Annotated in this window: 22 protein-coding genes; 12 read left to right on the top strand and 10 right to left on the bottom strand. The window is 46.3% G+C overall.

All coding sequences use genetic code 11. The features are described 5' to 3' along the window. Window positions 1-95 precede the first annotated feature (95 nt). Window positions 96-455: a hypothetical protein gene (locus IL_RS06810; RefSeq protein WP_011234572.1), complete on the top strand. Its 360-nt coding sequence runs from the start codon at window positions 96-98 to the stop codon at window positions 453-455. Here the strand turns inward: IL_RS06810 and bioA are convergent. After that, complete coding sequence (gene bioA / locus IL_RS06805) at window positions 452-1,747, bottom strand: adenosylmethionine--8-amino-7-oxononanoate transaminase (RefSeq protein WP_011234571.1); 1,296 nt, start codon at window positions 1,745-1,747, stop codon at window positions 452-454. The two genes, IL_RS06810 and bioA, sit on opposite strands and share 4 nt — an antisense overlap. Before the next feature lie 101 nt (window positions 1,748-1,848). On the opposite strand from bioA, the gene bioB reads away from it, so the two are divergent. The 7 genes from bioB to IL_RS06770 all read left to right on the top strand — a co-directional run bounded on the left by bioB (window position 1,849) and on the right by IL_RS06770 (window position 8,716). Next, window positions 1,849-2,886: a biotin synthase BioB gene (gene bioB / locus IL_RS06800; RefSeq protein ID WP_011234570.1), complete on the top strand. Its 1,038-nt coding sequence runs from the start codon at window positions 1,849-1,851 to the stop codon at window positions 2,884-2,886. A 24-nt stretch (window positions 2,887-2,910) separates the two neighbouring features. Next, window positions 2,911-4,041: an aminotransferase class I/II-fold pyridoxal phosphate-dependent enzyme gene (locus IL_RS06795; protein WP_231378578.1), complete on the top strand. Its 1,131-nt coding sequence runs from the start codon at window positions 2,911-2,913 to the stop codon at window positions 4,039-4,041. A 24-nt stretch (window positions 4,042-4,065) separates the two neighbouring features. Continuing rightward, window positions 4,066-4,833 carry a methyltransferase domain-containing protein gene (locus IL_RS06790; RefSeq protein WP_011234568.1) on the top strand — a complete coding sequence of 256 codons (768 nt, stop codon included), beginning with the start codon at window positions 4,066-4,068 and terminating at the stop codon, window positions 4,831-4,833. 18 nt (window positions 4,834-4,851) lie between these two features. Continuing rightward, window positions 4,852-5,520 (top strand): dethiobiotin synthase, encoded by a 669-nt coding sequence (bioD, locus tag IL_RS06785; RefSeq protein ID WP_011234567.1) that lies wholly within the window; start codon window positions 4,852-4,854, stop codon window positions 5,518-5,520. Between the two features lie 63 nt (window positions 5,521-5,583). Beyond that, a complete protein-coding gene (gene htpX / locus IL_RS06780; RefSeq protein WP_011234566.1) occupies window positions 5,584-6,447 on the top strand; it encodes a protease HtpX in 864 nt (287 codons plus the stop codon). Between the two features lie 72 nt (window positions 6,448-6,519). Next, a complete protein-coding gene (locus IL_RS06775) occupies window positions 6,520-7,878 on the top strand; it encodes a class II 3-deoxy-7-phosphoheptulonate synthase (RefSeq protein ID WP_011234565.1) in 1,359 nt (452 codons plus the stop codon). A gap of 40 nt (window positions 7,879-7,918) precedes the next feature. Further along, window positions 7,919-8,716: a DUF1338 domain-containing protein gene (locus IL_RS06770; RefSeq protein ID WP_011234564.1), complete on the top strand. Its 798-nt coding sequence runs from the start codon at window positions 7,919-7,921 to the stop codon at window positions 8,714-8,716. 30 nt (window positions 8,717-8,746) lie between these two features. Here the strand turns inward: IL_RS06770 and IL_RS06765 are convergent, their stop codons facing one another. Then, on the bottom strand, window positions 8,747-9,556 hold the full coding sequence (locus IL_RS06765) for a posphoenolpyruvate synthetase regulatory kinase/phosphorylase PpsR (RefSeq protein WP_011234563.1): 810 nt from the start codon (window positions 9,554-9,556) through the stop codon (window positions 8,747-8,749). Between the two features lie 107 nt (window positions 9,557-9,663). Between IL_RS06765 and ppsA the strand changes: the two genes are divergently transcribed. Then, window positions 9,664-12,030, top strand: coding sequence for a phosphoenolpyruvate synthase (ppsA, locus tag IL_RS06760; RefSeq protein WP_011234562.1), 2,367 nt, complete (start codon window positions 9,664-9,666; stop codon window positions 12,028-12,030). A 2-nt stretch (window positions 12,031-12,032) separates the two neighbouring features. After that, window positions 12,033-15,062, top strand: coding sequence for a D-2-hydroxyglutarate dehydrogenase YdiJ (locus tag IL_RS06755; RefSeq protein ID WP_011234561.1), 3,030 nt, complete (start codon window positions 12,033-12,035; stop codon window positions 15,060-15,062). 26 nt (window positions 15,063-15,088) lie between these two features. Here the strand turns inward: IL_RS06755 and IL_RS06750 are convergent, their stop codons facing one another. From IL_RS06750 to IL_RS06725, 6 genes are all read right to left on the bottom strand, one after another. Then, window positions 15,089-16,126, bottom strand: coding sequence for a Glu/Leu/Phe/Val dehydrogenase dimerization domain-containing protein (locus tag IL_RS06750; RefSeq protein ID WP_011234560.1), 1,038 nt, complete (start codon window positions 16,124-16,126; stop codon window positions 15,089-15,091). A 132-nt stretch (window positions 16,127-16,258) separates the two neighbouring features. Continuing rightward, window positions 16,259-17,401 carry a cupin domain-containing protein gene (locus IL_RS06745; RefSeq protein WP_011234559.1) on the bottom strand — a complete coding sequence of 381 codons (1,143 nt, stop codon included), beginning with the start codon at window positions 17,399-17,401 and terminating at the stop codon, window positions 16,259-16,261. Beyond that, the gene (gene purB, locus IL_RS06740; protein ID WP_016341327.1) at window positions 17,398-18,768 is read right to left on the bottom strand and encodes an adenylosuccinate lyase; all 1,371 of its coding nucleotides are present in this window, start codon (window positions 18,766-18,768) and stop codon (window positions 17,398-17,400) included. The genes IL_RS06745 and purB overlap by 4 nt, the downstream gene beginning before the upstream one ends. 54 nt (window positions 18,769-18,822) lie before the next feature. Then, window positions 18,823-19,443 carry a high frequency lysogenization protein HflD gene (gene hflD, locus IL_RS06735; protein ID WP_011234557.1) on the bottom strand — a complete coding sequence of 207 codons (621 nt, stop codon included), beginning with the start codon at window positions 19,441-19,443 and terminating at the stop codon, window positions 18,823-18,825. Next, window positions 19,440-20,555: a tRNA 2-thiouridine(34) synthase MnmA gene (gene mnmA, locus IL_RS06730; RefSeq protein WP_011234556.1), complete on the bottom strand. Its 1,116-nt coding sequence runs from the start codon at window positions 20,553-20,555 to the stop codon at window positions 19,440-19,442. The genes hflD and mnmA overlap by 4 nt, the downstream gene beginning before the upstream one ends. 80 nt (window positions 20,556-20,635) lie before the next feature. Then, window positions 20,636-21,211, bottom strand: coding sequence for a pseudouridine synthase (locus IL_RS06725; RefSeq protein WP_011234555.1), 576 nt, complete (start codon window positions 21,209-21,211; stop codon window positions 20,636-20,638). Between the two features lie 106 nt (window positions 21,212-21,317). On the opposite strand from IL_RS06725, the gene IL_RS06720 reads away from it, so the two are divergent. After that, a complete protein-coding gene (locus IL_RS06720; protein ID WP_011234554.1) occupies window positions 21,318-22,073 on the top strand; it encodes a hypothetical protein in 756 nt (251 codons plus the stop codon). Between the two features lie 7 nt (window positions 22,074-22,080). Continuing rightward, entirely contained in the window at window positions 22,081-22,926 is an 846-nt protein-coding gene (locus IL_RS06715) for a glucosaminidase domain-containing protein (protein ID WP_011234553.1), read from the top strand. Between the two features lie 69 nt (window positions 22,927-22,995). Here IL_RS06715 and ttcA read toward each other — a convergent pair whose 3' ends face one another. Both ttcA and uspE read right to left on the bottom strand, forming a co-directional pair. Further along, complete coding sequence (gene ttcA / locus IL_RS06710; protein WP_011234552.1) at window positions 22,996-23,898, bottom strand: tRNA 2-thiocytidine(32) synthetase TtcA; 903 nt, start codon at window positions 23,896-23,898, stop codon at window positions 22,996-22,998. 66 nt (window positions 23,899-23,964) lie between these two features. Continuing rightward, window positions 23,965-24,891 (bottom strand): universal stress protein UspE, encoded by a 927-nt coding sequence (gene uspE / locus IL_RS06705; RefSeq protein WP_011234551.1) that lies wholly within the window; start codon window positions 24,889-24,891, stop codon window positions 23,965-23,967. Window positions 24,892-24,949 lie beyond the last annotated feature (58 nt).

The following is a 24,949-nucleotide window of genomic DNA, read 5'->3' as shown; positions in this document are numbered from 1 at the left end:
TCCGAAATTTACACTATTTTGCTATAGAAAGGTTGCTATGTTACCGCGCTTTGGCGCAGACTCAAGTATAACCCCTGATAACCGAGAGAAAAATTATGAAAAGGGGATCCTTAGCGGATTTAAAGCAGGTACCATTTTGGTCCCGTGTTCTGGGATGGCTGTCTATTTTCGGCTGGTTTATCTTTGTCGTTGCCGCTATCGTTTTCAATTATGCAAAACCTGAGCGCGATACCATTTTGACTGAAATTTTTGGTATTCCTGTTCGCGAAGACTGGCTCATCACATTAGGTGACTTATTCGTTATTCTTTTAGTTATTGGCCTTTGTGTGAGTCTGCTCAGCTTTGTTCTTAATTATGTTCTTTTCCGCAAGGACAAACAGCATTTGTGGATCAATATCCTGATACTGATCATGAGTTGTTTGGGTGGCTTGTCGGTTTATTTCTTTGGTTATTAAGCCTTAATAGAGCTCTGAGTTTCAACGTAGTCTTTCATGGCAACGGTTAAACGGCTGAGCTCGTTCGTAGAAATAACATAAGGCGGCATAATATAAAGTAAGCGTCCGAACGGGCGTATCCATACCCCTAATTCAACAAAACGCTTCTGCGCAATGGCAACATCAATGGGGTGGTGCATTTCTAATACGCCAATAGCCCCAAAAACTCGTGCGTCTTTTACTGCATCACATTCAGCCAGGGGAAGAAGTTGCTGCTTTAACTGAGCTTCGATTTCAGCAACCTGTTGCTGCCACTTACCCTCAGCAATAATCGCCAGTGACTCAGCTGCAACCGCGCAGGCTAAAGGATTCCCCATAAAAGTAGGGCCGTGCATTAATGCGCCTCCGCCGGGGCCGTGACCAATGGTTTCTGCTACCTGTTTCGTGGTTAGCGTGGCTGCCAGCGTCATGTAACCACCGGTCAGAGCTTTACCAACGCAGAGAACATCAGGCGTAATTCCAGCGTGTTCACAGGCGAATAACTTGCCGGTACGACCAAACCCTGTTGCAATTTCATCCGCTATCAGTAATACGTCAAAATCGTCGCAAAGCTGGCGTATTAGCCTTAGGTATTCAGGGTGATAAAAACGCATACCACCGGCTCCCTGAACAACAGGTTCAAGAATAACCGCCGCCAACTCATGGTGGTGTTGCTCGAACCAGTGTCTGAGTTCGTCACCAGCAGTCTCTGCCCAGTCATCGTCAGGGGTTAGCCTGGGGGCTTCAGCAAAAAGCTGGGAGTTAATAGCTCTGTTAAAAAGATGGTGCATGCCGTTGACCGGGTCGCAAACCGACATCGCTTTAAACGTGTCGCCGTGGTAGCCGCCTTTTATGGTTAGTAGTCGGTGCTTCTCCGGACGTTCTTGCGCCAGCCAGAACTGCAAGGCCATTTTTATGGCAACTTCAACGCTGACAGAGCCTGAATCGGCAATAAATACTCGTTGTAGAGGCTCAGGAGTCAGTTCAATAAGACGTCGAGCAAGATCAATCGCGGGTTGATGCGTGATACCGCCAAACATAACGTGGCTCATTTTATCTATCTGACGGTGAGCAACGGCATCTAAGCGTGGATTGCGGTATCCGTGAATAACAGCCCACCAGGAAGACATGCCATCAACCACCTCATGGCCGGTATCCAGAGTTAATCTGCAACCTTTTGCTGACTCAACTTTATAAGCAGGTAAGGGGTTCAGCATAGAGGTATATGGGTGCCAAATGTGCTGTCGATCAAACTCAATATCGCTTTTGCTCATAAATTAAACTATTGTAAAGTATTAAACTGAAAGTATATTGACAGTGTATCGAGCTGGATTATTCTAGTCGACCATAATTTGCCAAGCACACGAGATTTACCATGCCACAAATTCGTAACGACTGGACCATTGAAGAAGTTCAGAATCTTTTGCAGATGCCGTTGAACGATTTAGTTTTCGAAGCACAAACAGTGCATCGTCAGCACTTTAACCCGAACGAAGTTCAGGTCAGTACCTTGTTGTCGATTAAAACCGGTGCCTGCCCCGAAGACTGTAAGTATTGCCCTCAGAGCGCCCATTATCACACCGGGTTGGATCGCGAGCGCCTGATGGCAGTTGAAAGTGTGCTGGCTGAAGCACAGGCAGCGAAAGAGAAGGGCGCGAGCCGTTTTTGCATGGGCGCCGCCTGGCGTAATCCGAAAGACCGCGATATGCCTTACGTCATTGAAATGATCAAAGGCGTGAAAGCATTGGGTTTGGAAAGCTGTATGACACTTGGCATGTTAAGTAATGAACAGGCAAAAATGCTGCAGCAGGCCGGCCTTGATTATTACAACCACAACCTCGATACCTCTCCGGAATTCTACGGTGACATCATTACCACCCGAACTTATCAGGATCGCCTTAATACGCTGAATAATGTGCGAGACGCAGGTATGAAAGTCTGTGCCGGAGGCATTGTTGGTATGGGCGAGAGCGTCACCGACCGTGCCTCTTTATTAGTGCAGTTGGCGAATCTGCCTAAGCACCCGGAAAGCGTACCGATTAATATGCTGGTTAAAGTAGAAGGCACGCCTTTTGCCAAACTGGAAGACTTGGATAACTTTGAATTTGTGCGTACCGTTGCCGTAGCCCGTATTTTAATGCCAGCTTCGCATGTACGTTTGTCCGCCGGCCGTGAAGACATGAACGATGAAATGCAGGCGTTGTGCTTTCTCGCCGGTGCTAACTCAATCTTCTATGGTGAAAAACTGCTGACCACAGCGAACCCTGAAGCAGATGCCGATTTACGTTTATTCGAGCGTCTGGGCATTAAGCCTGAACAGCGCGACGGCTATGATGATGAAGTTCACACCGCGGTTATTGAAGATGCGATTAAAGAACAGCAAAACCCTGTTCGATACTACGACGCGTCTTAATAGAGAATAGGCAGAGAATAAAGAGTGGAGAAAATCGTGTTGGGGTATGAGCAGCGGCTTAATGAGCGTAAAGACTCTTCGCTGTTTCGCTCGCGAAAGGTACGTAGCTCCGACGCTCATTGGCAATTGGATTTCAGTACCAATGATTACCTCGGCTTAAGCCAGCATCCGGATATAAAGCGTGCATTTAAGCAAGCTATTGATACCTGGGGTGTTGGCAGTACTGGCTCACCGTTACTCAGCGGTTATAGTAAAGTTCATCAGGAACTGGAAGAGTTGCTGGCCGAGTGGATGAATAAACCCAGAGCTTTGCTGTTTAATTCAGGTTTCGCGGCAAATCATGGTGTGCTGACAACCCTGGTCGATAAACAACAAAAGCTGTTCGCCGACAAATTGGTTCATGCCTCAATTATTGACGGTATGCAGCACGGTGAAGGGCGTTTTAAGCGGTTCCCGCATAATCAGCCGGAACCTTTGATTGGTAAAGCATCGCCCGGCGACTGGTTAGTGACTGAGGGCGTTTTTAGCATGGACGGCGACGTCTGTGATTTAAACCACCTGGCTTATTTAAAGCAGAGGTATGGCCTCAAAATTATGCTTGACGATGCGCATGGAATAGCCGCGTATGGCGCTGAGGGGAAAGGCTCATTAGTTGCGGACTCCGCTGTTGCCGATGTGATAACCGGCACCTTTGGTAAAGCGTTGGGCGTCGGTGGAGCCTTTGTTTGTGCCGATGATGATGAAATTGAAAGTTTAATTCAGTTTTGCCGTGATTATATTTATTCCACTGCTATGCCGCCGGCTCAGGCCGCTGCAATAAAAGCCTCTGTAGAAATTGTACGCAGCGCAGAAGGCGATGACCGCCGCGGAAGACTTGCTGAGCGCATTCAGTATTTTCGGGAACAGCTGAAACAGCGCGGTTTAAAAACGATAGAATCAAACTCCGCCATACAAACCTGGTTATTTAACTCCGATGAAGACGCGCTAAACATGGCAACAGAATTACAGGCTCAAGGGTATTTATGTAGCGTCATTCGCCCGCCAACGGTTCCTGCGGGAAGCTCCCGTATCCGCTTTAGCTTAACGTCAGAAATGTCGAAGCCCGAACTTGCTCAATTTTGGAGTCGGGTAGATAGGATTCTTAGCCAGTTATGAAACCTCCGTTATGAAGTTTCCGCTATGAAACCATTGAATTTTCAACAGGCGGTAGCGCGGCAGTTCAATAAGGCGGCAAAAGACTATCACCAGCACGCAAGTATTCAGCGCTTAACAGCCAACCGGCTATTAAGCCTCGGGCCGGCTAATGTGAATCAGGCGCTTGACGTTGGCTGTGGCCCCGCGTCAACGACAGCAGACCTATTACTCCGTGCGAATCATTACCTTGGTGTTGATATTGCTCCGGCTATGTTGTCTAAAGCTGCCGCTGATTATCCGGAACTGAGTTGGCTTAATGGCGAGTGGGAAGCTTTGCCAGTAGCTGACAATTCAGTCGACTGGCTTTTCGCTAATTTGTCTATGCAATGGGTCGATAATTTGCAAAATGCGATGAGTGAAGCTTATCGAGTTTTAAAGCCGGGTGGGGTTGTAACCGTTAATACCGTTATTGAGGGCACTTTCAACTCTTTCACAAAAAGCTGGAATGAAGTGGACGATTTGCAACATACGCACCGCTTTAAATCTGCAGAGAGGGTGCAGAATGAAGTCGACTCAGTTAACTGGCGTCACTCAGAATTCGTGACAGAAGAACACACCCAGTATTTTGCCAGTGTCCGTGAACTTATAGGCAGTATTAAGGGAGTTGGTGCCAACTATGTGAGGCGAACTGATAACGCCGGACTGATGACGCGCAACCGCTTACAGCAGTTGGAAAATGCCTTCGAAAATCATAGAACTTTGCAGGGATTGCCACTTGAATGGTCAATTCTTAATATTAAATTAGTTAAGTAGCATTGAGTTTAAGTTGATATGAACACTTATTTTATTGCCGGAACAGACACTGACGCAGGAAAAACCGTTGCAGCATGTGCTTTTGTTCAATACTTAGTAAAGCAGTCGCAACAAGTTGCGGTAATGAAGCCAGTTGCATCCGGTTGTCATTGGCAAAACGGGCAGTTGGTGAATGAAGATGCACTGAATTTAATGCGTCAGTCTAATACTTCCTTTGATTACGATAGAGTTAATCCTTATACCTTTGAAGCCGCAATTGCGCCTCATATTGCGGCAGCAGACAGTGGCGTGGTCATAGACAAAGAACGCCTGTTGAAAGCGGTAGACTGGTTTCATGAGCGGCCAATAGACAGTTTAGTGATTGAAGGTGCCGGTGGCTGGCAGTTACCTCTGGCTTCCGGACTGCGTATGCCGCAAGTGGTAAAGGAGGTTAATGCGAAAGTTGTGCTGGTGGTCGGGTTAAAACTGGGTTGCCTGAACCATGCGTTGCTTAGCCTGCAATCAATAAAGCAGGAAGGTTGCGATGTTGCAGGTTGGATTGCCGTGCAAACCGGGCCGGAGCCGATGCCGCGACAGGCCGAGAACCTGGCGTCTTTACGTGAGTTGCTGGACGAAAAAGAGCTCGCTAGTATTCCTTATTTGCCAGGCTGGACAGAGGAAGATTTGAGCATTTATTTCCATAAGTAAGATTGAAATACGACTAAATACCCCCACATAACTTAGCAGACTAAGTTCCCCGGAGTACGAGCAATGAAGAGAGTTTTGCTGTTTTTAGCGACTAACATGGCCATTCTGCTGGTTGTTAGCGTGGTCTTTAATATTGTGATGGCGGTAACCGGCATTGATGCACAAGGGTCAGTGGGTTTACTGGTGTTCTGTGCACTGTTTGGTTTTGGTGGTGCGTTTGTATCGCTCTGGATATCACGCTGGATGGCAATTCGTTCAACCGGAGCCAGAGTCATAGAAAAACCACAGAACCAGTCTGAAGAATGGTTGTTCCGTACCGTTCAGCAACAGGCGCAAAAAGCAGGGGTTCCTATGCCTCAGGTCGCGGTTTATCAATCACCGGAGCCTAACGCTTTTGCTACCGGGCGCAGTAAAAATGCTTCATTGGTTGCGGTCAGTACCGGACTATTACAAAGCATGAATGCTGACGAAGTTGAGGCGGTTCTTGCACATGAAATGAGTCATATTGCTAATGGCGATATGGTGACGCTGACCTTAATCCAGGGCGTGATAAATACGTTTGTCATGTTTTTTGCGCGGATCATTGCCAGCGCGATAATGCGGGGCGGTGATAACCAGCGGGGTGGTGGGTTCGCCTATTATGGTGTCGTGATGTTGCTGGAAATCGTATTTGGCGTCTTAGCCAGCACTATTGTTATGTGGTTCTCTCGTCAGCGTGAGTTCAGAGCAGATGCCGGGTCCGCAGATTTAGTTGGTAAACAAAAAATGATTGCTGCTTTACGTCGCTTACAGCAAGGCAAAGAGTCGGAACTCGATGGCACTATGCTGGCGTTTGGTATTAAAGGAAAACGCTCAACTATGTCGAAATTGTTTATGAGTCACCCGCCTTTAGAAGAACGAATTCATGCTCTTGAGCAACGGCGTTAGTCGTTGCTTTTCAAGGGATACAGAGGTACATTCTTAACTCTTACTCACCGATAAAGCGGATAAATTTTTGTTATGGCCCAATGGAGTGCGCGCAGTTGGCGCGATAAGCCAATAGAACAACAACCGACGTATTCAGATCCGTCGCAGTTGCAGGCAGTAGAACAGCAACTGAGTCAGTTCCCGCCACTGGTGTTCGCAGAAGAGATACGAGCGTTAAGAAACCAGTTAAAGAATGTCTGCGTAGGAGAAGGTTTCCTGCTGCAGGGCGGCGATTGTGCAGAGTCGTTTAGTGACTTCAACGCACCGAAAATTCGTGACACTTTTAAGGTCATTCTGCAGATGGCCATTGTCATGACGTTTGCAGGCTCCTGTCCGGTGACAAAAGTTGCACGCATGGCCGGGCAGTATGCGAAGCCGCGCTCTAGTGACTTTGAAACCATTGGCGATCTCAGTCTGCCCAGTTACCGTGGTGACATCATTAATGGCTCAGAGTTTGAGGAAATGGCTCGTCAACCTGACCCTGAACGCATGATTAAAGCTTATCATCACTCCGCAGCGACCATGAACTTGTTGCGAGCATTTGCGCAGGGCGGTCTGGCCAACTTGCACAAGGTGCATAAATGGAACTTAAGTTTTATTGCCTCTAATCCGTTAAAAGAGCGTTACCAGAAAATAGCTGAAGAAATTCAGTCGGCGCTGCGCTTTATGGAAGTATTGGGCATTAACTCAGAGAATAACGCGGCCATTCACGAGACTTCGCTATTCACCTCGCATGAGGCATTGTTATTGCCTTATGAACAAGCTTTAACCCGCACTGACACATTAACCGGTTTGCCGTATGACTGCTCAGCGCATATGGTCTGGATTGGTGAACGTACTCGTAAGTTAGATCAAGCTCATGTCGAGTTTATGCGCGGCATTCATAACCCAGTTGGAGTAAAAGTGGGCCCAACCATGCCAGGTGATGAGCTCATTCAGTTAATTGACGCATTGAACCCTGACAACGAACCCGGACGTTTAACATTAATTACTCGTATGGGCGCCGATAATCTGGCTAATAAATTGCCCGAGTTAGTGCGCCGTGTAAAACAGGAAGGTCGTAACGTGGTCTGGTCAAGTGACCCCATGCATGGCAATACGATTAAGGCTGATAATGGCTTGAAAACCCGGAATTTTGACGCCATACATAAAGAATTAAGACATTTCTTTGCGATTCATCAAGCTGAAGGCACTTACCCAGGGGGCATCCATCTGGAAATGACCGGTGAAGATGTTACAGAATGTACCGGCGGTGCCTACCGTATAAGTGAAGCAGATTTGTCCAGTCGTTACCGGACTCAATGCGATCCACGACTGAATGCCGATCAAGTGCTAGAATTAGCGTTTTTAGTCGCAGAATCATTAAAAGCAGCTCGCAACGGCGCGGGTTGATCATCCCCTTTAACCGAATATTTAAGAGGTAATTTTTTATATGTCGCAACAGGTAGAAGTGTTATTTGAAAACTTGTGGCAAGATTATTTATCGCGTACACCTTCAGCAAAAAAGGTGCATCAAATTTTAGGCGAAGGGCATCCGATCGTTAATGATCATGTTGCTTTTCGGACTTTTGATATCAGTCCTGTTGGTCTGGAAGTACTGGCACAACATTTTCTGGACTTAGGTTACAAAGAGGGTGGTGACTACCACTTTGAAGCGAAAAAACTGCGTGCAAAACATTTTGAGCATGAAGACCCTGAATTGCCAAAAGTATTTATCAGCGAATTAATGACGGCTGAATTTTCTGATGAACTGCAGAGCAAAGTCAAAGATATGGTGGCTCAGGTTTCGGCTGAAGACACTAAAAAGCCGGACTTTCTTTATTCGGGTACGCACTGGAAAGTCAGTTATGCCGATTACCAGTCATTGCTCGAAGAAAGTGAGTACGCTGCGTGGATGGCTGCATTTGGCTATTGCGCTAACCACTTTACGGTCAGCGTTAACCAGTTACCGGGCTATAAAACGCTTGAGCAGGTAAACCAGAAGTTAAAAGACAATGGTTTCAAACTGAATACGTCTGGCGGCGAAATCAAAGGGTCTCCGGAAGTTTATCTGGAACAATCATCAACTATGGCTGACCGTCATCCAGTTGAGTTTTCTGATAAGACTGTTGAGATCCCCAGTTGCTTCTATGAGTTTGCTAAGCGCTACGAAATTGAAGACGGCAAACTGTATACCGGCTTTGTTGCAGCGTCGGCGGACAAAATTTTTGAAAGCACCAACGCGAAGTAAAGTGTAGCTTCTCAGAATATTAGAGCGGCATTAGTAACGGTGCCGCTCTAAGTTTGTTTTAGCCAGAATTTTTGCGGCTATCTCTTCTACTGAATAATGAGTTGAGTTGATAAAAGGTACTGCCTCCCGGCTATAGAGCCTTTCAACTTCAGCTAGCTCAAACCGACACTGCGCCATAGAAGCGTATTGGCTGCCTTCCCGTCTTTGACTTCTAATTTCATGTAAACGCTGTGACGACAAGGTCAATCCAAATAGCTTATGACGATATTGCTTAAGTTCTTTAGGCAATTGCAGTCGTTCAAAGTCGTCATCGTCGGTCAGAGGGTAGTTGGCAACTTTAATTCCGTATTGCATGGCCAGGTATAAGCTGGTCGGCGTTTTCCCTGTACGCGACACTCCAATTAAAATCAGGTCAGCTTTATCCAGTTGATTTAAGCGTTTGCCATCGTCGTTATCCAGCGCGTAATTGATGGCATCTATTCTGAAGTTGTAGTTTTTATGTACACCATGAGTACGGTGTGTTTTCGGTTCCGCCTTAACACCCAGCTCTTTTTCCACCGGAGCAATAAAGTGGTCTAAAAAGTCGTAACAAATGCCTCCACAGTCGGTAATTTTTGCTTTTAGCTTCTCGTTAACGAAAGTATGGAAGATTAAAGGTGGCTCACCACTGTCGGAAACGGCTTTTTTTATTGTTTTACACACCTCATTTGCTTTTTCCTGATTATCGATAAAAGGTAATGTTTTGTGCTCAAAATTGACCGGGAACATGGACAAAAGCGCGTGGCCAAAGGCCTCGGCGGTCAATGCTGTACCATCTGAAATGTAAAATGCATAGCGCACTGGCAAATCTCTTTTTAACCGATTGTAGGTTCGATATTAACTTGTTGGGCCACAGCGTGTAAAATAGATGCCACTTCCATGCCGAAAAATCAATTAAGGATTGTGACGTGCAAGAATACGTAGTTTGGTACCAACATCTGGGAATGCAGGACGTAAACCGAGTGGGTGGCAAAAATGCCTCGCTGGGTGAGATGATCAGTAACTTAGCCGGAGCAGGAGTTGAAGTGCCCGGTGGTTTTGCAACAACGGCTGATGCCTATAACCAGTTTCTGGAGCAAAGTGGTTTAAACGATCGTATTCACGATTTGCTCGACACGCTTGATGTTGACGACGTACAGGCCTTGGCTCAGGCTGGCAAAAAAATCCGCCAATGGATTATTGATACGCCTTTTCAACCAGAATTTGAAGCAGCTATTAAAGACGCTTTTGCTGAGTTAAGTGAAAACAACGACGAATTTAGCTTTGCGGTACGCAGTTCAGCGACGGCAGAAGATATGCCGGATGCTTCATTTGCCGGCCAGCAGGAAACCTTCCTGAATGTACGTGGCTTAAGTAGTGTAATGGAAGCCATTAAACACGTGTTTGCTTCATTATTTAACGACCGCGCTATTTCCTATCGCGTTCACCAGGGCTACGACCACCGCGGTGTTGCGTTGTCGGCTGGTATACAACGTATGGTACGCAGTGACATTGCCTCTTCCGGGGTTATGTTCAGCATTGACACAGAGTCAGGTTTTGATGATGTGGTTTTCATTACCTCATCTTACGGTCTTGGTGAGATGGTCGTGCAGGGGGCGGTTAACCCAGATGAATTCTACGTACATAAACCAACCTTAAAAGCAGGGCGCCCTTCAGTATTGCGCAGAACTCTGGGCAGCAAGAAAATTCAAATGATTTTCTCTGACGACAGAGAACATGGAAAACAGACATTAATAGAAGACATAGAAAAATCGAAGAGCCAGACCTTCTCGGTAACAGACGAAGAAGTCGAAACACTGGCTAAGCAAGCTCTTATCATTGAAGAGCATTATGGTCGTCCAATGGACATTGAGTGGGCAAAAGATGGCGTCGACGGCAAGCTGTATATTGTTCAGGCACGTCCTGAAACGGTTCAGTCAAACCAAAAAGGGCAAGCCATTGAGCGTTTTGCGTTAAAAACTAAAAGCGACGTTGTCTGCACAGGGCGCGCTATTGGCCAGCGTATTGGTCGTGGTGTTGCTCGTGTTCTGAATGACATTAGCGAAATGGATAAAGTGCAGCCGGGCGATGTATTAGTTACCGACATGACCGACCCTGACTGGGAACCAATTATGAAACGTGCGGCGGCCATTGTTACTAACCGCGGTGGTCGTACTTGCCACGCAGCGATTATTGCACGCGAACTGGGCATTCCGGCGGTTGTTGGTTGCGGTGACGCAACTGACCATATCAGTAATGGTCAGGCCGTTACGGTTTCTTGTGCCGAAGGCGACACCGGTTATATCTACCAGGGTGAACTGGACTTTGATATCACCGAATCACAAATTGATGCCATGCCGGATCTACCGTTAAAAATTATGATGAACGTGGGTAACCCGGACCGAGCCTTCGATTTCGCCAGCTTACCTCATGCCGGTATTGGTCTGGCTCGTCTGGAGTTTATTATCAACCGGATGATAGGGGTTCACCCTAAAGCCTTGCTTAATTATGACCAGCAAAGCGACGAATTGAAGCAGACGATTGATAGCATGATGGCCGGCTACAGCAGCCCTCGCGAATATTACGTAGCGCGTTTAGTCGAAGGAATTTCTACCTTGGGAGCCGCATTCTCTCCAGAACGCGTCATTGTGCGCATGTCTGACTTTAAGTCGAACGAATACGCGAATCTTATTGGCGGAAAACAGTATGAGCCGGGTGAAGAGAACCCAATGCTGGGCTTCCGGGGCGCGTCGCGTTATATCTCAGAAGAGTTCCGGGACTGCTTTGCATTAGAGTGTGAAGCAATTAAACGCGTTCGTAACGATATGGGTCTGACCAATATCGAAATCATGATCCCGTTTGTCAGAACTCTTGAAGAAGGGCGTAAAGTAATTGAACTTCTGGCCGAGCAGGGGCTGGTTCAGGGCGAAAATGGCCTGCGCGTTATTATGATGTGTGAACTTCCTTCTAATGCTCTGCTGGCCGATGAATTCCTCGATATCTTCGACGGTTTTTCTATTGGCTCTAATGATTTAACCCAGTTAACTTTAGGTTTGGATCGTGATTCCGGTGTTATCGCGCACTTATTTGATGAGCGTGACGAAGCTGTGAAGAAATTGCTGGCAATGGCCATTCAAACGGCGAAGAAACGCGGTAAGTACGTTGGTATTTGTGGTCAGGGCCCGTCGGATCATCCTGATTTTGCAGCCTGGTTGGTTGATCAGGGCATTGATTCGGTATCGCTGAACCCGGACACCGTTATTGAAACCTGGATGTACCTGGCGGAAAACCTATAAGTATGACTGTATTACCTGAGATTGCTGCTGAGAATGCGTTACCAGATGACTACCGGCACTTTATTGAGCAGGTAAGAAGCTCAGAGTTTGCAGGTGAAATTGACGTGAGTTATTCGGGCCGTTTAATCGCGGCCACGGATAACAGCGTTTACCAAAACCTGCCTCAGGCCGTTTTGTATCCTCTTAATCAAACCGACCTTGTATTGCTGATGAAGCTGGCAGGTCAGGAAAACAATAGCAGTGTGCAGTTCTCTCCCCGTGGAGGTGGCACCGGTACCAATGGCCAGTCTTTAACTTCTGGTATTGTGGTGGACTTAAGTCGCCACATGAATAAAGTGCTGGAAGTTAACCCTAAAGAGGGCTGGGTGCGAGTGCAGGCCGGGGTGGTAAAAGATCAGCTCAACGATATTTTGCGCCCTCATGGCTATTTCTTTTCACCTGACTTATCGACCAGCAACCGTGCGACTCTTGGCGGGATGATCAATACCGACGCATCCGGTCAGGGCTCCTTAGTTTATGGTAAAACCAGCGATCATATTCTTGGTTTAAAGACTGTGCTGCTTGACGGTTCTGTACTTGATAGCGGACCGGTTTCGCTTGAACAGGCCGAAACTGTTGCACAGCAGGATAATCGCATTGCCCGAATTTACAGACAGATTATTGATACCTGTGTCGGTGAAGCTGAGAGTATTCGTGATAAATTTCCGCCGCTGAATCGGTTTTTAACCGGTTATGACTTGAAACATGCCTATAACGCCGAGCAGCAAAAGATAGATGTTTCGCGAATAATTGCGGGCTCAGAAGGAACCTTAGGGTTTGTCAGTGAAGCCCGGCTGAATATTACTCCTATTCCCAAACACCGGGTGTTAGTGAACGTAAAGTATTCAAATTTCCAGGCTGCTTTAGAGAACTCGCCTTTTTTAGTTGATGCCAAAGCAACCTCAGTAGAGACAGTTGACAGTACCGTACTGAATCTTGCACGTCAGGATATAATCTGGAAGTCAGTTGAACCACTATTGTCTGATGTTGAAGGTCAGCGAATGGATGGCATCAACATGGTTGAGTTCACGGGGTTAAATCAGGAAGAAATAGACAGCAAAGTTAACTCTTTAACCCAACGCCTGGACAAGCTGATTAAAAGCAAAGACAGCAAAGGTGTGATTGGCTATCAAGTCTGTGATGATTTACCCAGTATCCAGCTTATTTATGCGATGCGGAAAAAATCGGTAGGCTTGCTGGGCGCAACTAAAGGACGCCGTAAACCCGTAGCTTTTGCTGAAGACACCGCTGTACCGCCGGAGAAACTGGCTGATTTTATTAACGAGTTTCGTGCTCTTTTAGACGCTAACGGCCTGCATTACGGCATGTTTGGGCACGCAGATGCCGGAGTTTTGCATGTGCGCCCGGCACTGGATTTGTGTGAGCCTGAAGATGAAGTCATGCTCAGACAAATCAGTGATAAAGTTGCCGAGCTGACACAAAAGTACGGTGGACTCATGTGGGGCGAACACGGTAAAGGGTATCGCTCAGAGTACGTACCGGCATTTTTTGGTGAGCATCTCTATACCGAATTGCAAAAAATTAAGGCCAGCTTTGACCCCTTTAACCAGCTAAACCCGGGGAAAATCTGTACGCCGTTTAACACCAATGCCGAGCTTATTTCTGTCGATGCCGTTAAGCGCGGCTTCTTTGATCGTCAAATACCGGTGGCTACACGCGACAGCTATAAAAATGCGATGGACTGTAACGGTAATGGCTTGTGCTTTAATTACGATCCTAAGTCCGCTATGTGCCCCTCTTATAAGATAACGCGGGACCGTCGTTATTCTCCTAAAGGGCGGGCAGGGCTTTTGCGTGAATGGTTGCGGTTAACTCACAACGCCGGCTATAACGCGGCTGAAAAGCCAGAATCATTGGGCTTTGCCAAACGCCAGCTTAACCGGTTTACCGGAAAAAATGACTTCAGCCACGAAGTGAAAGAGTCCATGGACAAATGCCTGGCTTGTAAGGCGTGTACCAACCAATGCCCAGTCAGTGTCGATGTGCCGACGTTCCGTGCTCGTTTTTATGATCATTACTACAGTAAATACGCTCGTCCGTTAAAGGACTATCTGGTCAAAGGTATTGAAAAGACCGCGCCGATAGCGAGTAAGTTTCCCCGGTTGAGCAATTTACTGATTAATAATCCGTTAAGCCGGTTTGTGCTCAAATATGGTATTGGCTATGTCGATACGCCGTTATTCTCAACGCCCAACTTAAGAACCGCCTGGCGTCGAAACGGGTTTATTGAGTTAACCACAGAGCAGATAATGAGTTTGACCGAGGATGAGAAGTCAAACTCGGTGGTTATTGCGCAGGACCCGTTCACAACCTTCTACGAGGCCGATTTGGTTCTAAAACTGGGTCTGCTTATCAAAAAGTTAGGTTACACACCGATTTTACTGCCGTTCTTAGGACATGGTAAAGCGCAGCACGTAAAAGGCTTTATCAGCGACTTTGAGAAAACAGCCGAAAAGGTGACCGAGCAGTTAAAACCTATTTCTGATGCTGGTATTCCATTAATTGGGCCCGACAGCTCTACAGCATTGATATTCCGGGACGAGTATCGCAAGGCGAGCGATGGTCAACTACCAGAAGTTAACGTAATGACGATTGTAGAATGGCTTAATACCTTGAACTTTGATGATATCAGTTCATTCAGTACCAGCCGCTACGGTCTAATGCTGCACTGTACCGAACAGAGTTTCGTACCTGAGTCAGCTAAACAGTGGCAAGCCTTATTTCAAAATCTGGGGCTGAAGCTGAATATTGTTAATGTGGGCTGTTGCGGCATGGCCGGTACATTTGGTCATGAGAAACAGAACCAGGAAGACAGCCGGGGACTTTATCAAATGGGCTGGCAACAAGCGGTTCAGGAGTATGGAAGCAGTGGAGTACTGGTTACTGGATTCTCGTGTCGCTCACAAATAAAACGGATAGAAAAAAAGCGGGTGAGACACCCGCTTGAGATAATCTTACAAAGCCTGAGTTAACTCAGGCTTTTTATTTGCAGTGACGTTTACTGCTTACCTTTGGCGATAATTTCGCGAGCCATTTCATCAGCGACTGTTCCGGTAGGGCGGTCTTCGTCCTGTGCCCGGGCAAAAAGCTGATCTAAGGTATCGTATATACCGCGCACACGTTTTTCTGTTTCTTCCACAGTAAAGTTGGCGGCTTCTGAACAGATATGAATAACGCCACCGGCATTAATCACGTAGTCCGGAGCGTATAAAATACCCATATCTTTAACGGCTTTATCATGTTTAGGGTTAGCTAACTGGTTATTCGCGCTGCCGGCGATAATTTTGACTTTAAGTTGCTTCAAAGTCTCATCATTGATGGTGGCACCTAAAGCGCATGGTGCGTACACGTCAGCGTCTACGCCATAAATTTCATCCAGACCAACAGCTTTCGCGCCCAGTTCTTTAACGGCACGCTCGATGGCTTCTTCGTTAATATCGGTAACAATAAGTTCAGCACCGTCTTCTGCGCAGTACTTGGCGAAATCGTAGCCAACAGCACCCAGACCCTGAATGGCAATTTTAACACCTTTAAGATCTTCGCTACCTAATTTGTGTTTTGCTGCCGCTTTAAGACCAAGGTAAGTACCCAGTGCTGTATGAGGTGAAGGGTCGCCGGCTTTATCGGCCGTGCCTGCAACGTAGCTGGTCTCTTTTGCGACCATACCGATGTCTTCAGTACGAATGTTGACGTCTTCAGCGGTAATGTAACGACCACTTAAAGACTCGATGAAGCGACCATAAGCGCGGAAGAGTTCTTCGCTTTTGATTTTTTTCGCGTCGCCGATGATAACCGCTTTACCGCCACCTAAAGGCAGACCTGCCATTGCACTTTTATAAGTCATACCACGAGACAAACGCAGTACATCGGTGACCGCTTCGGCAGAAGAAGCGTAATTCCATAAACGAGTACCACCAAGGCTTGGACCTAGGGTTGTATCGTGGATGGCAATAATGGCTTTTAAGCCTGATTCCTGATCATGACAAAACACCACTTGCTCGTGGTGATCAAATTCGGGATGCTCGTATAGAGACATGAGTTTCACTTCCTCATTGCTTCAAAAATTGCGCGAACATTACCATTTAGATAAGGCTCGCGCTACTTTAAGATGTGAATAAATTTAGGTATTTAAACGGGCGTTTATCAACTCTTGTTTACACAGAATCACTCAGGATTCGTCAATGTATAAGTAGATGATTCCCTGATTAATTGTTTCGGCAATTAGCTCGCACCCGGCAACAGATTTTGCCAATTTAGCTAATTCTTCAGTAGCCTCAGAACCTTGCAGTTGCGCCAGCCATTCCGCGGTAGGTAAAGCCTCTTGTATAACGTGAAAGGCTTCGCCATTACCGTAAAACTGCGTGTCGCTGAGTTTTAAGAAACGTGCGCCCGAGGTCTTTTCTATAAATGCATTTTGCTGCGCGAGCAGAGTCGGAATTTGCTCAGCGATGGTTGGCAGCTCTGGCTCGGGAAGAGGGCGTTTAGACTGGGAGATGATTTTTGCTAGTAATGCGTCGGTTTCATCGCTTTCTAAAGCGTCTTTTAAAAACTGCTTTAATGCACTTAGCTGCGTTTTTTCAATAACCCATGAAACGTCTTCGCTGCTTAGAGCCGGGTCTTGATAGCGCTCCTGCAATGACTTCTGTTGCATCGCAATATCACCTAACTGCAGCAGTAGCTCGGCTTTCGATGGAGCACGAAAACCAACAGAGTAGTTTAAAGACGGTTCCAGCGAGATACCGTCATGAGGACAGCCAGCTGGAATATACAAAACGTCACCAGCAGTCAGGTGCTCATTAATAACAGCGTTAAATTCGCCCTTTATCTGGCAGAGGTCTTCCGCGGGCTGATACTCCTGCATTGCTTGTTTTTCACCCACCCGCCAATGTCGGGAGCCTGCGCCCTGAATAATAAAAACATCGTACTGATCCAGGTGAGGGCCAACACCGCCGTTTTCGCAGGAAAAACTGACCATGACGTCATCAATGCGCCAGTCGGGCAAAAAGCGGAAAGGGGTTATCAATTCACCTACGTCTGGTAGCCATTCGTTTACTGACTGCACCAGCAAAGTCCAGTCAGTTTCTCCGAACTTCTCGTAGTCCTCAAATGGGCCATGAGTCACTAACCAACCCGATTCAGTGTCTGCTTTTGACTCAATAACTCGCGAATCAGCGCCTTCTTCCATCGCCAGCCCAGCCAGAATTTCAGGGCTGACAGGGTCGCTAAAATCGGCAAAGCCCTGTCGAATAAGACAAGGCTTTTTCTGCCAGTAGTTCGTTAAAAAATCGTCTTTATCAAACACTAATTTCATAGGAGATCATCAACAAACTGAGTGGCGCGGCCAATATAATTTGCCGGAGTCAGTGCTTTCATTTCGTCTTTAGCAGCATCGGGCACGTCTAAAGAGTCAATAAATTTCGCCAGATCATCGCTGGTAATGCGCTTACCACGAGTTAGAGTCTTTAGCTTCTCGTATGGCTTTTCAACACCGTAGCGGCGCATAACGGTTTGTACTGGTTCAGCCATCAGCTCCCAGTTTTCATCCAGCTCAGCCGCTAAACGGGCTTCGTTAACTTCCAGTTTACTCAAACCTTTTAAGGTAGCCTGGAATGCGATAACAGTATGGGCAACACCCACGCCTAAATTACGTAAAACGGTTGAGTCAGTCAGGTCGCGCTGCCAGCGTGAAATAGGCAGTTTCTGAGCTAAATGCTGCATAACAGCGTTTGCAATACCCAGGTTACCTTCTGAGTTTTCAAAGTCGATAGGGTTTACTTTATGAGGCATGGTTGATGAGCCAACTTCGCCTTCAACAGTACGCTGTTTGAAGTGGTTCAATGCAATATAGCCCCATACGTCACGATCAAAATCAATGAGTACGGTATTAAAACGAGCTAATGCATCAAAGTATTCAGCAACATAGTCATGCGGCTCAATTTGCGTTGTGTAAGCGTTCCAGCTCAAGCCTAATGAAGTAACAAATTGCTCTGAAATGTGGTGCCAGTCCACGTTAGGGTAGGCTGCCAGGTGCGCGTTGTAGTTACCGACAGCACCATTTATTTTACCCATAACGTCTACAGCTTTAAGCTGTTCCAGCTGACGTTGTAAACGCACGGCAACGTTTGCAAATTCTTTGCCCATTGTGGTTGGCGTTGCCGGTTGCCCGTGTGTACGGGCCATCATAGGAACGGTTTTGTGTTCTTTCGCCAGTTCTTTAACCCGGTCGACCAACTCCTGCATCATAGGCAGTAGTACTTCATCGCGAGCCGTGTTCAACATTAAACCGTGAGAAAGGTTGTTGATGTCTTCGGACGTACAGGCAAAGTGGATGAACTCGGAAACTTTATTCAGCTCTTCGTTATCTGCCACTTTCTCTTTCAGAAAGTACTCAACCGCTTTCACGTCGTGGTTGGTGGTACGTTCAATAGTTTTTATGCGTTCAGCGTCGTCGACCGAGAAATTCTCAACAATAGAGTTCAGTATCTGTGTTGCTTCTTTACTTAGCGCAGGTACTTCTTTAATACCGTCAACGTCGGCTAATAATTGCAACCAACGAACCTCAACAGTCACTCGAAATTTAATCAGTCCGTACTCACTGAAAATAGGACGTAACATTTCTGCTTTTGAGGCGTATCGTCCGTCAACAGGTGACACCGCCGTCAAGGAGGAAAAGGGCAACATAAACTGGCTCTCCGAGGGTTAATTAAATCGTTAATTGTTACTTGTTACTGGTTATGCGACATGCAGCAGTTGCTGCGCTGTATCTAACATTTTCTTTCTAGAAAACACGAAATGACGACGCTTGCCGCCTACTTGCTGCCAAAGCACGGCACTGCGAATGCCAGCTAGCAGCAGGGTTCTAATATGGTGTTGATTTGAGTCCCGTTTTAAAAACTCCGGGTTACCATTAATGCGAATAGGTTGTCCCAGGGGGCTTATCAGTTCGCGATAAATTCCAGCCAAACTTTGCTGAATGCGGTAGTTTTCAAACTCAAACTCTTCTTTTTGACGTTTTACCTGGGTAATACGCTCGCCCAGTAAATTGAGTATATCTGGTTGCTTTAAGAGCCTTCTGGATAAATGAATGAGGCCTATCAGATAGCGGGTAACCTCAATGTCCTTATTTTTATTGCTGCCGGCCTGGCGAATAAACGCCTGGATACCGGGTTTAATGTTGTCCAGTCCGCCGTAAATATCTTCGATATTGTCCGGGTTTTGCTGTAAAAGGCTGTGCACTAAGGTATTGCTAATAGATTCCGGGTAAAGCTCTCCGCTGCGAGCCAGCTTCTGCACAGCCATAGCACTTAACGACATGCCAGCTAAGGCAATTACCCGTTGCTGCCATTCGTTCATAGCTTGACCTCAAAGTCGGTAATGCGTTGTTCAATAATGCCGCCACCTAAACAAACATCATCGCTGTAGAATACCGCAGACTGTCCCGGAGTAACTGCTGCGACCGGTTCTTTAAATTGAACCTGAAAGTCACCGTTACTAAGCGGCGTAACCCGGCAGGGAATGTCCTGCTGGCGGTAGCGCGTTTTCACCGTGCAATCGAAGGCCTCCGGTGGGGCGTTTCGACTAACCCAGTGCAGTTGTCCGGCAATAAGGCCTTGAGAGTATAGACGCGGATGTTTCTTCCCCTGCGCTACAATTAAAACGTTACGTTCGACATCTTTGTCGACAACATACCAGGGTTCGCCAGAATTATCGGCCATTCCACCTATATGCAGACCTTTACGCTGACCCAGAGTGTGGTACATCAGGCCTTCGTGTTCGCCTAAGGCTTCACCTTCAACGGACTCAATGGGGCCGGGTTTAGCAGGCAGGTACTGCTGCAAAAAGTCCTTAAATTTGCGCTCGCCAATAAAGCAAATACCGGTTGAGTCTTTTTTGTCGGCCGTTACCAGACCTTGTTCTTCAGCAATTCGACGAACTTCTGGTTTCTCCAGTTCTCCGACCGGGAACAGAGTTTGTGCAATGTGCTCATGACTCAAGGTATACAAAAAGTAGCTTTGATCTTTATTACTATCTAAGCCGCGCAGCATTTCCCATTTGCCATCACGCTGTTGACGACGCACATAATGTCCGGTCGCAATATAATCGGCATCTAATGCTTCAGCGGCAAACTCAAGAAAGGCCTTAAATTTAATTTCTTTGTTGCACATAATATCGGGATTAGGCGTGCGACCCGCCTTGTATTCTTCCAGAAAATACTCGAATACATTGTCCCAATATTCTGCAGCGAAATTGATTGTGTGCAGCTCAATACCCAGCGTTTCACACACTTTTTCAGCGTCAGCTAAATCGTCGGAAGCAGCGCAGTATTCGTCAGTATCGTCTTCTTCCCAGTTCTTCATAAACAGGCCTTCTACCTGATAGCCCTGTTGCATAAGAAGGTAAGCTGAAACCGAGGAGTCGACGCCCCCGGACATTCCGACAATGACTTTTTTACTGGCATTTGACATAGGTTGACCCTAACTGACTATAGCTCCTGAATTGGCTGCGCATTCTATCATTTTAGCGCGCACGAGGGTAGCTCAGGAAGTTACCAAACTGGTGGTTCTGAACGCCATTCGCCGGGCTGCATTGTTTTTAACTGAAAAGGACCCACAGCGGCCCGTATCAGGCGAAGGGTAGGTAACCCAACATGTGCTGTCATACGGCGAACCTGGCGGTTTTTGCCTTCGCGAATTTTAAGGCAAAGCCAGCTGTCAGGAACGCTTTTGCGCTCACGAACGGGAGGGTTTCGTGGCCATAAATTCATTGGTTCAGGCATAACGAAGGCTTCAGCTGGGCGGGTCATTCCGTCGTTTAACTCGACACCGTTCCTTAATTGCTCTAACTGCTCTTCGCTTGGGTCACCTTCTACCTGCACCCAATAGGTTTTCCAGACTTTGTACTTAGGGTTAGCAAGGCGAGCCTGATAAACGCCGTCATTGGTTAGCAACAACAACCCTTCGCTGTCTTTATCAAGACGTCCGGCGGGGTAAACGTCGTTATGGGGAATGAACGGCTTTAAAGTCTGGTCGCCTTCTTCTCCGGTAAACTGAGATAAAACGCCGTAAGGCTTGTTCAGTAAAACCAACTTGGGGTTTGCCGGTCGTTTTGTCTGCGATTTCATGACTGCCTCAGATTGTTCTGTCGATTTAAATTGGATCGTACCAGAGGATACTCTAGTATATCGGGCGCTAGTTTATCTTACTGATCAAAAAAGTGTGGGAATTTCTGTGGATGATAACAAAGTAATAATTGGTGGTTCATTAGTTGAATCGCTTAAAGGAAACTATCAGCTGTCGTTGCGGCAAATTTTTGAGCAGGCATTTAACATTACCAAATCAAATTTGACCCCGCTAATTGGTGGTTTTTTGGTTTTATTGGCTACTGCATTTCTGATGGTACAGGCTCTGATGAATGTCTTCTCAGTTGAAGAGATTATGGGGTCAATAAAAATTCAATATATCTCCAATATCCTTGGCTCCGTTTTAATAGCTCCATTGTTGGGCGGACTGATATTAATGGGTATAAAGCATAGTGTCGGCATTAAAACCAAAGTGGGAGATGTCTTTAATGGTTTTAATGTAATGATGCCCTTAATTGCTGTAGCGCTTGTAAGTACAACTTTAAAACTAGTAGCGGGTCAATTACTTGGTTTGATTCACCCGAATTTTATGATAATTGCTCAGCTTTATGTTACCGCTATTTTAGTCTTAGCAATGCCGCTGGTGATCGAGCGAGGAGTTGGCCCGTTAAACGCCTTATACTATTCAATAAAAATTATTCATTTCAAGCTGCCTAAATTTATTTTGTTATTTTTGGTTATGTTCGGTTTACTGCTGTTGGCTTTTATTCCTCTTGGATTAGGTCTTATTTGGGTGTTACCGATGATTTGTAACCTTATTGGAGTGGTCTATAGAGAAGTCATTGGCGTAACAGTTATTGAGAAACCCAAAAAAGACAGTTCGTCTGAGAATATTTCGGCTTGAGGACTACATGCGATTATTAACCATATTACTATTTATTGTATTGAGCGTAGCGGCATTACTTTTACCCTGGCTTATTAAAGATACCGAGGTAGAAACACCTGAACAGTCAGTCACGGCTCATTTACCGGCAATTCCTGAAGTGCCGGTTCAAAGAGACTTACCAGATTTTATGTCGATGACCGATGTTACAGAAAAGAAAGAAGAATTCTTTCGCTTTTTACTGCCTTTGGTGGAGGCCGAAAATATACGAATATTGCATGACAGAGCATACCTCAAGGCAATTCACGAACGATTTAAAAGCAATGAACTGACCGAAGCGGATAAAAAACGAATAGCAGATTGGATAGAGTATTATCGACTGGAAGACGATATTGCGATTGATGAAAATTTATTTGGTTTGTTGAAGCGCCGTATTGATATTATTCCAGAAATGATGGTGCTGGTTCAGGCTGCAAATGAGTCAGGCTGGGGAACTTCCAGATTCTCACGTCAAGGTCTGAACTTATTTGGCCAGTGGTGTTACTCCAAAGGTTGCGGCTTAGTTCCTAACCAAAGAGATGACGATGGGCGCCATGAAGTTGCGCAGTTTGATTCTGTTAACGCTTCCGTAAAAAGCTATATGCGCAATATTAATACTCATGGCGCTTATCTCGATTTACGTTTGCTGCGAGAGCAAAAACGCCTGGATAACGAGGACATACTGGCAAGAGATTTAATTACCGGCTTATCAAGCTACTCTGAACGAGGAGAAGAGTATATTGATGAATTACGCGCGATGATTCGTATCAATCGACCCATTGTGAAACGAGTCAGCGAGGAATTGAATACGCCGGAAGTTCCGCAGCCAGAGTAAGGTTTAAGCGAAATTATATTGGCATAAACATAAGAGAGGCTCAATTCAGAGCCTCTTTTTGTATCTGGTTTAGGCCAAATGTTTGATGGGAATATTGCTGGCAAAAACAGGACTATCTTCAGTTTCAAAGTTTGTAGTAAAGCTGTCAGTATCAAAAGCTTTATCGCCATTTTCATCAGCAACGCCGTCTGCGGTAACGGCTTTAAAATCAAACAGGGCACTGTCGGCCAAATGTGAGGGTACAACGTTTTGCATTGCCGTAAATAAGCTTTCAATTCTGCCCGGAAATTGTTTGTCCCACCCGTTAAGCATTTGCTTTATTTGTTTTCTTTGCAGGTTTTCCTGAGAGCCGCATAAGTTACAAGGGATAATAGGAAACTCCATTGCAGCTGAGTATTGTTCTATATCCTTTTCACGGGCATAAGCCAAAGGGCGAATAACTACATGCTCACCATTGTCACTGGCCAATTTTGGCGGCATAGACTTTAACTTGCCACCGTGAAACATATTCAGAAAAAGGGTTTCAATCATGTCATCGCGATGATGGCCCAGAGCTATTTTAGTCGCTTTTAACTCTTTCGCTGTGCGATACAAAATGCCTCGTCTAAGACGGGAACATAACGAACAGGTTGTTTTTCCTTCGGGAATTTTTTCTTTTACGATGCTGTAGGTGTCTTCTTCAACAATTTTGTAGTCAACACCAAGCTTATTCAGATAGGCCGGAAGCACATGCTCCGGAAACCCGGGTTGCTTTTGATCCAGGTTGACCGCAACCAGAGAAAAGCGAACAGGAGCAACTTTTTGCAGATAGAGAAGGGTGTCCAGCAAAGTGTAACTGTCTTTGCCGCCTGACAGACACACCATAATATGATCGCCGTCTTCAATCATGCCGAAATCTTGTATGGCTTTTCCCGCATCGCGACGAATACGTTTCTGTAGCTTGTTGAAACTGTATTTATTTTCACTGGCCATAGTGGCTCCTGCAACCTGTGTCATCTGGAAGTTCTGAGGAGCCGGATTATACCTGAGGCATTAAACTCAAGCGAGGGGACTGACAAAGTCTTCTGGTTTAATTGCCAGCACGTCACAATTTAACTGGTCCAGTACGTGTTCAGCTGTGTTACCTAATAAGGCGGCGCTTAACCCCGTGCGGCCAATGGTGCCTAATACCACCAATTCCGCATCGAGTTGTTTTGCTGCTTCGGGAATAACCTGTTCCGGCAAACCTTGCGACAAATGCTGGTAGTGGCTGGAAATGCCGTAATCACGTCCCAGCGCGGCCATACGGTTCACGTGGTGCTGCTCGAGTGCATCGCTGTATTCGCTGACATCAAATTCAGGAATCTCCACCGCTACGTTAACCGGAGCGCTGGGGTAAGCATTGACCAGGTGCACACTTGCATTCAGTACTTTGCTCATGGACTGCGCGTGTTCAATAATACGTTTATTTAACTGTTGGTGATGTTCTTCTTCAGAACCGGTATGAACGGCAGCAATGATCTGCCCGTGGCTTGGCCACTCATGTTCTTTAACCAGCAAAACCGGGCAGGGAGCTTTTCGTAACAAGTGCCAGTCAGTTGGTGTGAAAATTAAATTCTGGAAGCTGGCACTGACCTGAGTACCTTTTATTATAAGGTCGTGCTTGTGTTTTATCGCTTCTTTAATAATGGCTTCAAAAGGTCGGTTATGCCAGACCACATCAATATCAATGCGAACCGAATCGGTATCAAATTCGCTCAATACGTCGGTTAACCAGGCTCTTCTGTCCGCTATAAGATTTGAACGCATAACGTCGCGTTCCTCACTGGATAGCATGGTTGTCATTTCGTAAGAAAAGTCATAAATAGACAAAAACAGCGTTAATCTGGCATCGCTCAATCTAGCCATATGTAAAGCGCGTTTTAATGCTTTGTGCTGCTCATCTGCAGCGTCTATAACAACTAAAATATGACGGAATGCGTCCATACTGACCTCGTAGTTAATCTATGTTCATTATTAAGATTAGACGAAAGCAGAACGCTTT

The sequence above is a fragment of the Idiomarina loihiensis L2TR genome (assembly GCF_000008465.1).
Lineage (GTDB): Bacteria > Pseudomonadota > Gammaproteobacteria > Enterobacterales > Alteromonadaceae > Idiomarina > Idiomarina loihiensis.
The sequence above is the reverse complement of the archived record's forward strand: the minus strand, read 5'-3'. Positions and strand labels throughout refer to the sequence as shown.

Excerpts from the sequence above, each read along its gene's own strand:
- IL_RS06750 (WP_011234560.1), bottom strand. The coding sequence starts at position 16,126 with ATGTCTCTATACGAGCATCCCGAATTTGATCACCACGAGCAAGTGGTG.
- IL_RS06775 (WP_011234565.1), top strand. The coding sequence starts at position 6,520 with ATGGCCCAATGGAGTGCGCGCAGTTGGCGCGATAAGCCAATAGAACAA.
- htpX (WP_011234566.1), top strand. The coding sequence starts at position 5,584 with ATGAAGAGAGTTTTGCTGTTTTTAGCGACTAACATGGCCATTCTGCTG.
- IL_RS06725 (WP_011234555.1), bottom strand. The coding sequence starts at position 21,211 with ATGAAATCGCAGACAAAACGACCGGCAAACCCCAAGTTGGTTTTACTG.
- IL_RS06755 (WP_011234561.1), top strand. The coding sequence starts at position 12,033 with ATGACTGTATTACCTGAGATTGCTGCTGAGAATGCGTTACCAGATGAC.
- bioD (WP_011234567.1), top strand. The coding sequence starts at position 4,852 with ATGAACACTTATTTTATTGCCGGAACAGACACTGACGCAGGAAAAACC.
- IL_RS06810 (WP_011234572.1), top strand. The coding sequence starts at position 96 with ATGAAAAGGGGATCCTTAGCGGATTTAAAGCAGGTACCATTTTGGTCC.
- mnmA (WP_011234556.1), bottom strand. The coding sequence starts at position 20,555 with ATGTCAAATGCCAGTAAAAAAGTCATTGTCGGAATGTCCGGGGGCGTC.
- IL_RS06715 (WP_011234553.1), top strand. The coding sequence starts at position 22,081 with ATGCGATTATTAACCATATTACTATTTATTGTATTGAGCGTAGCGGCA.
- bioB (WP_011234570.1), top strand. The coding sequence starts at position 1,849 with ATGCCACAAATTCGTAACGACTGGACCATTGAAGAAGTTCAGAATCTT.
- IL_RS06790 (WP_011234568.1), top strand. The coding sequence starts at position 4,066 with ATGAAACCATTGAATTTTCAACAGGCGGTAGCGCGGCAGTTCAATAAG.
- hflD (WP_011234557.1), bottom strand. The coding sequence starts at position 19,443 with ATGAACGAATGGCAGCAACGGGTAATTGCCTTAGCTGGCATGTCGTTA.
- ttcA (WP_011234552.1), bottom strand. The coding sequence starts at position 23,898 with ATGGCCAGTGAAAATAAATACAGTTTCAACAAGCTACAGAAACGTATT.
- bioA (WP_011234571.1), bottom strand. The coding sequence starts at position 1,747 with ATGAGCAAAAGCGATATTGAGTTTGATCGACAGCACATTTGGCACCCA.
- uspE (WP_011234551.1), bottom strand. The coding sequence starts at position 24,891 with ATGGACGCATTCCGTCATATTTTAGTTGTTATAGACGCTGCAGATGAG.
- IL_RS06770 (WP_011234564.1), top strand. The coding sequence starts at position 7,919 with ATGTCGCAACAGGTAGAAGTGTTATTTGAAAACTTGTGGCAAGATTAT.
- IL_RS06745 (WP_011234559.1), bottom strand. The coding sequence starts at position 17,401 with ATGAAATTAGTGTTTGATAAAGACGATTTTTTAACGAACTACTGGCAG.